Annotated in this window: 6 protein-coding genes and 1 pseudogene; 5 read left to right on the top strand and 2 right to left on the bottom strand. The window is 68.5% G+C overall.

Annotation, left to right across the window (positions count from 1 at the left end):
- Positions 1 to 856 (bottom strand): ABC transporter substrate-binding protein (locus H0W38_RS10295; protein ID WP_292453549.1); only part of this gene is annotated, 856 nt, incomplete at its 3' end.
- A gap of 133 nt (positions 857 to 989) precedes the next feature.
- On the bottom strand, positions 990 to 1,613 hold the full coding sequence (locus H0W38_RS10290; RefSeq protein WP_292453553.1) for a c-type cytochrome: 624 nt from the start codon (positions 1,611 to 1,613) through the stop codon (positions 990 to 992).
- Between the two features lie 132 nt (positions 1,614 to 1,745).
- On the opposite strand from H0W38_RS10290, the gene H0W38_RS10285 reads away from it, so the two are divergent.
- The 5 genes and pseudogenes from H0W38_RS10285 to H0W38_RS10265 form a co-directional block, all read left to right on the top strand.
- Positions 1,746 to 2,600, top strand: coding sequence for a MoxR family ATPase (locus H0W38_RS10285; protein WP_292453547.1), 855 nt, complete (start codon positions 1,746 to 1,748; stop codon positions 2,598 to 2,600).
- A gap of 78 nt (positions 2,601 to 2,678) precedes the next feature.
- Positions 2,679 to 3,287, top strand: coding sequence for a GNAT family protein (locus H0W38_RS10280; RefSeq protein ID WP_292453544.1), 609 nt, complete (start codon positions 2,679 to 2,681; stop codon positions 3,285 to 3,287).
- Between the two features lie 91 nt (positions 3,288 to 3,378).
- Positions 3,379 to 4,560 carry a VWA domain-containing protein gene (locus tag H0W38_RS10275; protein ID WP_292453541.1) on the top strand — a complete coding sequence of 394 codons (1,182 nt, stop codon included), beginning with the start codon at positions 3,379 to 3,381 and terminating at the stop codon, positions 4,558 to 4,560.
- A 44-nt stretch (positions 4,561 to 4,604) separates the two neighbouring features.
- Positions 4,605 to 6,491 (top strand): autotransporter assembly complex family protein, encoded by a 1,887-nt coding sequence (locus H0W38_RS10270; RefSeq protein ID WP_292453538.1) that lies wholly within the window; start codon positions 4,605 to 4,607, stop codon positions 6,489 to 6,491.
- Positions 6,492 to 6,514: 23 nt separating this feature from the next.
- Positions 6,515 to 8,777 (top strand): annotated as a pseudogene (locus H0W38_RS10265) (hypothetical protein); the annotation flags it as partial.

Below are 8,777 nucleotides of genomic sequence, written 5' to 3'. Positions count from 1 at the left end.
CCTGGTCCATGCCGATGAAGAGCACACGGTTCTCCGGGCCGTCGATGACCTTGACGCCCTCGGTGCGGCGCAGCCGCGGCACGTCCTGCGGGGCGGGGTCCAGCACGAAATCGATCTGCCCGGAAATGAGCGCCGCCGAACGCGTGGCGTCGCTCTTGATCGGCGTGTAGACCACCTCTTGCAGATTGCCCTCGAACTTGCGCCACCACGCCGCGTTGCGCTTGAACACGGTCTTCACGTCGGGCTGCCGCGACACCAGCATGAACGGCCCGGTGCCGTTCGAATGCAGTGAGGCATAGCCCTCCTCGCGGTTCTTGAAGTCGAGCGGCTCGGCGGCGCCGTGCTTCTCGCTCCAGGCCTTGCTCATGATCTGCACGGTGGAGACATGCTCGAGGAACACCGGATTGAACTGCGCGAGCTCGAACTCGACCGTCAGCGCATCGATCTTCTTCGGCTCGCCGAGCGCCAGGGCATATACCGCGATGTCGGAGCTGCCGGCCCGCGCGCGCTTCACCGAGAACAGCACGTCGTCGGCGCTGAAAGGGCTGCCGTCGTGGAACTTCACATCCGGGCGCAGCTTGAAGCGCCACAGCAGTGGGCTCACCTGCTGCCACTCGGTGGCCAGCACCCCCTCGAGCGCGAGCTGCCTGTCGCGGTTGACGAGCGACTCGTAGACCTGGCCGTTGACAGCGTTGGTGAGCGACTCGTTCTGCGAGTGCGGATCCAGGGTCTGCACATCGCCCTGGCTGGCCCAGCGCAGCGTCTGGGCCTGCAGCGGCACCGAGACGGCAACGATGCACAACAGGGCAAGGGCGGCGGCGATTCGCTTCCGGCCATGGCGGCTCAGTAGATTCATGATTCGATGCTCCGGCAAGGCTGCAGGATAGTGCCAGCCCCCCGTTCGCCTTCGGCAGCGCGGCATGCCCCGGTCGTGAAAAAGCCGCCGGACCTTGCGGACGGGCGGCTCGGCGCGGGGGTTCTCGGTTGTCTTACCTGAACTTCGACTGCGGCACCGTCTTCATCTCGCTGGGCAGCGAGCCGATGTAGTCGGCCAGGGCATCGAGTTCCTTCAGGCTGTAGGGCTTGACCTGCGCGCTCATGATCGCGTTGTTGCGCCCGACCACCACGTTCGCGTTGTCCTTGTAAGCCTTGAGGGCGACGTAGAGGTAGTCGGCGTGCTGGCCGGCCAGCTTGGGGTAGCTGGGGTCGATCGGCTGGTTGAAATTCTCGCCGTGACAGGCCGCGCAGTTGCCCTTCTTCAGCAGCTCCGCAACCAGTGGGCCCGGGTTTCGCTCCGGCTTGGCCGGCGTCTGGGCGACGGGTCCGCCTTGAGCCGCGTAGTACGCGGAGAGGTCGGCGATGTCCTGTTCGCTCAGCGTGTCGGCGATGCCGCGCATGGTCGGATGCTTGCGGTCGCCTTTCTTGTAGGCAGTGAGCGCGGCGGCGATGTAGGCCGCGTTCTGGCCCGCGATCATCGGAACCTTGTGCACCTCGGGGAAGCTGGCTTGGTAGCCCTTGATGCCGTGGCAGCCGATGCACATGGCGTTCTTCTTCTCGCCGGCGGCGGCGTCGCCGCTGATGCCTTGAGCCTGCGTCGCAGGATGCAAAGTCATTGCCAGCACGGCGATCAACGCGGAAAAGAGAAGCTTCATGGTCCTGCGATAGGTTGAATCAGCCGCGGATTATAGGGGGCCCCTATACTCGAATGAGCTCATCCGTACACATGCAAATTGGCTCCTCCGACCATGAAATTCCACGGCTCCGATCAGTACGTCGCCACGCCCGACCTGATGCTCGCCGTCAATGCGGCGATCACCTTGCAACGCCCGCTGCTCATCAAGGGCGAACCCGGCACCGGCAAGACGATGCTGGCCGAAGAGGTGGCCACCGCGCTGAAGCTGCCGCTGCTGCAATGGCACATCAAGTCCACCACCAAGGCGCAGCAGGGCCTGTACGAATACGACGCCGTCAGCCGCCTGCGCGATAGCCAACTGTCCGACGCGGAGAGTTCGCAGCGCGTCAGGGATATCAACAACTACATCCTCAAGGGCGTGCTCTGGCAGGCCTTCACGGCCGAGCAACCGACCGCGCTGCTGATCGACGAGATCGACAAGGCCGACATCGAGTTTCCGAACGACCTGCTGCGCGAGCTCGACCGCATGGAGTTCCATGTGTACGAAACGCGCGAGTTGGTCAAAGCGCGCCACCGGCCGCTGGTGTTCATCACCTCGAACAACGAGAAGGAACTGCCCGACGCCTTCCTGCGCCGCTGCTTCTTCCACTACATCCGGTTTCCCGAAGCCGAGACGATGAAGAAGATCGTCGAGGTGCATTTTCCGAACCTCAAGCGCGAGTTGCTGGCTGCGGCGCTCAAGAGCTTCTACGACGTGCGCGGCCTGCCCGGTCTCAAGAAGAAGCCCTCGACGAGCGAGCTGCTCGACTGGCTCAAGCTGCTGGTCGCGGAAGACATTCCGCTCGCCGCCCTGCAGAGCCAGGACGACAAGGTGGCGATCCCGCCGCTGCTGGGCGCGCTGCTCAAGAACGAGCAGGACGTGAGCCTGTTCGAGAAGCTCGTGTTCATGCAAAGCCGCAACCGTTGATCCCATGACCGCGCCGGGCTGTCCCAAACGCTCATGCTCCCGCTCGACGGGACCGAGCGCAGCGCTTAGGGTGCCCCAGTGAGCGCGAATGACCGCTGGCTGCAACCGATCGACCTGAACGGTCGGCACGCACGGCTCGTGCCCCTGGCGCACGAGCACGAGGCGGCGCTGATCGAGGCGGTGCGCGACGGTAGCTTGTGGGAGCTCTGGTACACGAGCATCCCGTCGCCGCAAGCGATGAGCGCGGAGATCGGGCGACGGCTGGCCTTGCAGACCAGCGGCTCGATGCTGCCCTTCACGGTGCTCGACGCCACCGCCCGTGTTGTCGGCATGACCACCTACATGAACGTCGACACGCAGCACCGCCGCGTCGAGATCGGCTCCACCTGGTACGCGGCGAGCGTGCAGCGCAGCGCGCTCAACACCGAGTGCAAGCTGATGCTGCTCTCGCACGCCTTCGAGACGCTGGGCTGCATTGCCGTCGAGTTCCGCACGCACTTCTTCAATCAGCAGAGCCGGCGCGGCATCGAGCGCCTGGGCGCGAAGTTCGACGGCGTGCTGCGCAGCCACCAGCGCATGGCCGACGGCAGCCTGCGCGACACCTGCGTCTACAGCATCACTGCGGCCGAATGGTCGACGGTGCGCGCTCACCTGCGGTTTCAGCTCGACAAGCCGCGGGCGCACTGATTGCCCCTCAGGGCAGGCAAGCCCTACGCCGCGCTCGGCGCGGAGGCGCCGCCACAATCTTCCGACAGGTTTCTCGCCGCTGCTGGGCCCCATGCTGATTGACTTCTTCTACACGCTGCGCTCGGCTCGGCTTCCGGTCTCGATCAAGGAGTACCTGCTGCTGCTCGAAGCTTTGCAGGCTGGTGTGATCGATGACGATGGCGGCCCGACGGTCGACAAGTTCTACTACCTCGCACGCACTGCGTTGGTCAAGGACGAGACCCTGTTCGACCGCTTCGATCGCGCCTTCGCCGCTTACTTCAAGGGCGTGGCGCTCGTCGCCGATTTCAGCCGCGAGGTTCCGCTCGACTGGCTGCGCCGCACGCTCGAAAGCGAGCTGACGCCCGAGCAGAAAGCCGCTATCGAAAAGATGGGCTGGGACGAGTTGATGGACACGTTGAAGAAGCGCTTCGAGGAACAGAAGGAGCGCCACGAGGGCGGCAGCAAATGGATCGGTACGGGCGGCACCTCGCCTTTCGGCAACTCGGGCTACAACCCGCAGGGCATCCGCATCGGCGGAGCCGGCGGCAACAAGAGCGCGGTCAAGGTCTGGGAGCAGCGCGCCTACCGCGACTACGACGACAACCTCGAGCTCGGCACGCGCAACATCAAGCTCGCCCTGCGCCGCCTGCGCCGCTTCGCGCGTGAAGGCAGCGAACTCGAGCTCGATCTCGACGACACCATCCACCGCACCGCGGCCAACGCCGGCCTGCTCGACATCAGAATGATCCCCGAGCGCCACAACAAGGCGAAGGTGCTGCTGCTGATGGACGTGGGCGGCACCATGGACGAGCACGTGCACCGCGTCGAGGAGCTGTTCAGCGCGGCCAAGTCGGAGTTCAAGCACCTCGAGTTCTATTACTTCCACAACTGCGTCTACGACTTCGTGTGGAAGAACAACCGCCGCCGCCACGCCGAGAAGCTGGCAACCGTGGACCTGATCCGCAAGTACAACCGCGACTACAAGCTCGTCTTCGTGGGCGACGCGACCATGAGCCCCTACGAGATCCTGCAGCCCGGGGGCAGCGTCGAATACGACAACGATGAGCCCGGCGCCGAATGGCTGCAGCGCCTGACGCACGCGTTCCCGAAGTACGCCTGGATCAATCCCGAGCCGCCGGGGGTGTGGGGCTACCGGCAGAGCATCGCCGTGATCCAGCAGCTGATGCAGCAGCGGATGTTCCCTCTTTCGCTGTCCGGGCTCGAAGGTGCGATGCGCCTTCTGAGCAAGTGAGCGCAGCGCCGGCGATGCATCAAGCAACGCGGCTCCGAGGGGCGGTGCCCGCGCTGATCGGGCTGCTGATGTTGCTGGCTGCGGCGCTGTCGGCACCCGGTGCCAGCGCGCAGACCGGGCCGCAATCCGCAGAGCAAGGCACAGAAGACAGCCACACGGAATCGGCCGAGCCCCAGCGCTCCGGCTCGGACTCCGGCGTCACGACATTGCGCGCCGACGACAAGCACGCCTACGGCCTCGAAGTGCGCGGGCCCGACGCACTGCGCAAGCTGCTCGTGCGTCACCTCGATCTCGCGCGCTTTCGTGAACAGGCCGACATCTCCGACGTCGAGATCGGCCGGCTGATAGCCGCCGCGCCGGCCCAGGCCAAGAGCTTGCTCGAGACCGAGGGCTATTTCAATGCTCAGATCGATGCCCGGCGCGTGGAAGACCCGGCTGGCGGTGCGCCCATGGTGCAGGTGCAGGTCGATCCCGGCCCGCAGGCGCGCATCGGCCGCGTCCAGTTCGACATGCAGGGCGCCTTTGCCGAGGCTCTGCAGGCCGGCGACCCGGCCCTCGAGCGACGCTGGCGCGGCCTGCAGGCGCGCTGGCCGCTGAAGAGCGGCGCGGCCTTCAGCCAGGCGGCATGGGCCGGAGCGAAGAACACGCTGCTGGCCAGCCTGCGCTCGCGCGGTTACGCGAGCGCCGACTACGCGGGCACCGGCGCGCAGGTCGACGCGAAAGACAACACCGTGCGGCTCTCGCTCGTCATCGACAGCGGGCCACTCTTTCGCATCGGCGAAGTGCGCATCGAAGGACTGGAGCGCACGCCGCAAGACGTGGCGCGCAATCTCATTCCGTTCAACATCGGCGACCCCTACTCCGAAAAAATCCTGCTCGATTACCAGGAAGCGCTGCAGCGCACGAACCTCTACGAAGGCGTGGCGGTGGAGCTCGACCTCGATCCCGCACGCGCCGGCGAAGCGGTGGTCCTGGCCCGCCTGCGCGAGAACACGTTGCAGTCGGCCACCACGAGCATCGGCTACTCCACCAACACGGGCCCGCGCTTCGGACTCGGTTACACGCACCGCCGGCCGTTCGGGCAGGACGTGGTGGCCTCCGCGCGCCTGCAGGTCGGCGGCGAGGAGCGCCTGGCCGGCTTCGACCTGCTCGGTTATCCGCAGGAAAACGGCTACAGCAACTTGTTCTCGCTGCAGGCCGATACGCTCGACGCCGGCGGCGCCCGCACAGACACCCAGCGGGCGCGCCTGGGCCGCACGCGCGCCACCGAGCGGATCGACCGCCTCTATTACTTCGAGTTCATTCGCACCACGCTCGAAACCGACACGCGGCGAACCACCAACAAGGCGCTCTACGGTAACTACGAATGGGTGCGGCGCGACGTCAACAACATCGTCTTCCCGACCCGCGGCCTGATCCTGAGCGCACAGGCCGGCGCCGGCTACGCGTTGGACGACGACGACGAGCGCGGCCCCTTCGCTCGCCTGTACCTGCAGGGCACCTGGTTTCAGCCGCTGCCGCGACCCTGGCTCCTGCAAGTCCGCGGCGAGGTCGCCCAGGTCATCAAGCGCGATTCGCTCGGCGTGCCCGACGCGCTGCTCTTTCGCGCCGGCGGCGACAACTCGGTGCGCGGCTACGGCTACCGCGAGCTCGGCCCGGTGCGCGACGGCGCGGTGGTCGGCGGGCCGGTGCTGGCCACCGGCACGGTGGAAGTGCTGCGCCGCTTTTCCGGCGACTGGCGCGACTGGTACGGCGCCGGTTTCATCGATGCCGGCAACGCCGCGAACGACTGGGGCGACTACGAGCCGGTCTTCGGCTATGGCGTCGGCGTGCGCTGGCGCAGCCCCATCGGGCCGCTGCGTGTCGATCTGGCCTACGGGCAGGAGGTCGGCTCGGTGCGTCTGCACATCAGCGTGGGGGCGACCTTCTGATGGTCCGAGAGGCCGACCCCGGCATGCCGTCCCCCCGCACGGGCCCCGCACGAAGCGAGCCGCCCGCGACGACGCCGCGGGCCCGGCGCCGTCGGCGCTGGCCTTGGCTGGTCGTTGCGCTGCTCGTGCTGCTGCCGCTGTTGCTCGTGGCCGCGCTGAGTGCCGCGTGGCAGTCGCTGCACACCGAAGGCGGCACCCGCTGGTGGCTGCAGGCAGTGGCCGAGCGGGTGCCGGGGCTGACCGTCGGGGACTCGCGCGGCGCGCTGCTCGGCGCCGAGGCGGAGTTCATGCTGGACCGCGCCTCGATGCAGACCGGCGACAGCACAGTGCGGGTTGACGGGCTGCGCATCGAGGGCCTGCAGTTCGGCCGGTGGCAACTGCGCGCGCCTTATGTGCACGTCGAGGCGAGAGCCATCGCGCTGCGGCAGCTGGACGTCGAGACCACGCCCAGCACCGAGCCGAGCCCCGCGCCCGAGCCGCCCCGGAGCCTTCGACTGCCGGCAACGGCGCGAGTCGACGTTCTGCGCATCGATCGCCTCCGGCTGCCCGGCCTTGCGACGCCCATCAAGGGCCTGACCGCGCACCTGGAAGCCGGCGCCACGCACCGCATCGACGCCCTCGCACTGCGCTGGAACGGCCTGCTCGCCGAGGGCAGCGCCCACATCGACGCCGACTCGCCGATGAGTTTGCGCTCCAGCTTGGCGGTGCGCGCGGACGCCGCGGACGCGCAACCCGCACCCGCAGGGCCGGGCGCCACGGCGCTGCCGGAATGGGCGCGCGGGCTCGTGCTGCAGGTCGCCGCCGGCGGTCCGCTCGAGCGCTTCGACGTGACGGCTTCCCTGGAGCTTCAGGACCAACGGCTGAACGCGAAGGCGCAGGTCACGCCCTTCGCGGCGCTGCCGCTGTCGCAGCTCGACGCGCGTTTTGCGCAACTCGACCTCGCCCCCCTGCTCGCCCCCTTCACTCCCCAGGCGCCGACGACCGCGCTGACCGGCAGCGCAGTCCTGCAGCTCGCCGCCGATGCGCCGCTGTCGGTGCGCGCGCAGATCGCCAACACGATGCCCGGGCGCTGGGACCAGCAGCGCGTGCCGGTGCGCGAGCTCGAACTGCGCGCGAGTGGACAAGGGGCCGACTGGCAGATCGACAGCGCCAGCGTGCAACTCGCCGGCGACGCAGGCACGCCGGCCGGGCAACTCGAGGGCAGCGGCCGGATCGACGGCGGCGTGGGGGCGGTCGAGCTCTCGCTCGACGGCGTGCTGCTGCAGCAGCTCGACCGCCGTGCGCCACCGCTGCGCCTGAGCGGCCCGATCCGCCTGAAGCACACGCCGGATGCGGCGGGCCCTGCTGCTCCGACGGCTCCTGCTGCTCCTGCGTCTGCGGCTGTCCCGCCGATCCCGCCTTCGACCGCGCCCTCACCCGCCTTCGGCCGACTCGAGTTCGACACCAAAATCACCGGCGCGCTGGTCGGTGCCGCGCGCAAGCAAGCGAGTGGCCCCTTGCGCGACGCAGTGCAGCTCGCGTTGAACGGCAGCGCGACCCCGAGCCAGATCGTGCTGAAGTCGCTCAGCGCCCGCGCCGGCGCGGCGCGGCTCGACGGCCAAGGCAGCGCGCGCCGCGTCGGCAACGCCTGGGACAGCGAAGCCGCCTTGAAACTGGCCGCCTTCGACCCCCGCCTGTGGCTTCCCGGCGAGCCGGACGCCGCCTGGCGCCGCGCCAAAAACGTCCTCAACGGCCAGGTCGACCTGAAGGCCCGCGTCCCCGCCGACGCAGCCGATGCCGCCGCGATGCTCGCCCGGCTGAACGGGACGCTGCGCGCGGAGCTCACCGACAGCGCGCTGGCCGGCCAGCCGGTGGCACTGACGCTGCAGGCCGAAGCCGATGGCCGCGGCCGGCTCAACGCCGAAGGTCAGACCGGGGCCGCCGGCAACGCCGCTCAGTTCACCTTGCAACTGCAGGTGCCCGCAGGCCGCAGCGCTGCGCCCGGCGGCGAGCAGTTCGGTGTCCGGCTCGATGCCCCGGCGCTGGCCCGTCTGGCACCGCTCGCCGAACTGTTCGGGCTCGGCCCGCTGAGCGGTCAAGCGCAACTCGATGCCCGTGTCGAAGGCGGCCTCGGTGCCGCCCTGCTCGGCGGCGCGGGCGCGGGCGCGGGCGCGGGCGGCACGCTGACCACACAAGGCTCGCTCGAACTGAAGGAGCTGCAGGCCGGCACGCTGCAACTCGATTCGGCCGACGCCGACTGGAACGCCACCCTGCCCGCCGGCGCGGCCGGCTCGGCAGCCACCGAAG

Origin of the sequence: Methylibium sp., from assembly GCF_013817365.1 — a bacterium.
Taxonomy (GTDB): domain Bacteria; phylum Pseudomonadota; class Gammaproteobacteria; order Burkholderiales; family Burkholderiaceae_C; genus Methylibium.
Note: the sequence above shows the minus strand (reverse complement) of the source record. Positions and strands in the feature narration are given on the sequence as shown.